Annotated in this window: 1 pseudogene; it reads left to right on the top strand. The window is 73.9% G+C overall.

Going from position 1 to position 760, the window contains the following annotated elements:
- Positions 1-760 (top strand): annotated as a pseudogene (locus tag GT354_RS16765) (AAA family ATPase); the annotation flags it as partial.

Raw genomic sequence — 760 nt, 5'->3', positions numbered from 1 at the left:
CTTCGGCTGGGCGCCGTTCGGCACGGGCGACTCGCGCGACCTGACGAGCCTGGAGGACGAGCACCTGGGCCTCGGCGACCCCGGAGGCACCGGCGCCATCCTCGCCGGCGAGATCGGCCGCCCGCGAGTGGGCCCGATGCGCGACATCGCCGCGACCATCCAGCCCGAGCAGGACGACCTGGTCCGCCGCGAACTCGGCGACTCGGTCTGCGTCCAGGGCGCGCCCGGCACGGGCAAGACCGCGGTCGGACTGCACCGCGCCGCCTACCTGCTCTACACGTATCCCCAACGCATCCGGCGCGGCGGCCTGCTGATCCTGGGCCCCAACCGCACCTTCCTGCACTACATCGCCGAAGTACTGCCCGCGCTCGGCGAGATCGACATCCGCCAGTCCACGATCGACGACGAGATCGCCCGCCACCCCGTCCGCGCCGAAGACCCGCAGCCGGTCGCCGAACTCAAACACGACGTACGGATGGCGACCGTCCTGCACCGCGCGCTCCACGCGCGGATCACCACCCCCGAGGAGCCGGTAGCGGTGCCCGACGGCGCCTACCGCCGCCGGATCGCACTCGACGACCTCACCGGGATCGTCGCGCAGGTCCGCGCCGAGGAACCGCCCTACGCCGTCGGCCGCGAACGCGTACGCACCCGCGCGGTGGCGCTGCTGCAACGCCAGGCCGAGCGCACGTCGGGGCCGCCGAACGGCGCGTGGCTGCGCCGGATGGGCCGGGCCGCGTCGATGAGCGCCTACGTCGAC

Source organism: Streptomyces sp. SID3343, from assembly GCF_009865215.1.
Classification (GTDB): Bacteria; Actinomycetota; Actinomycetes; order Streptomycetales; family Streptomycetaceae; genus Embleya.
This window is presented reverse-complemented; position numbering and strand designations above follow the sequence as displayed.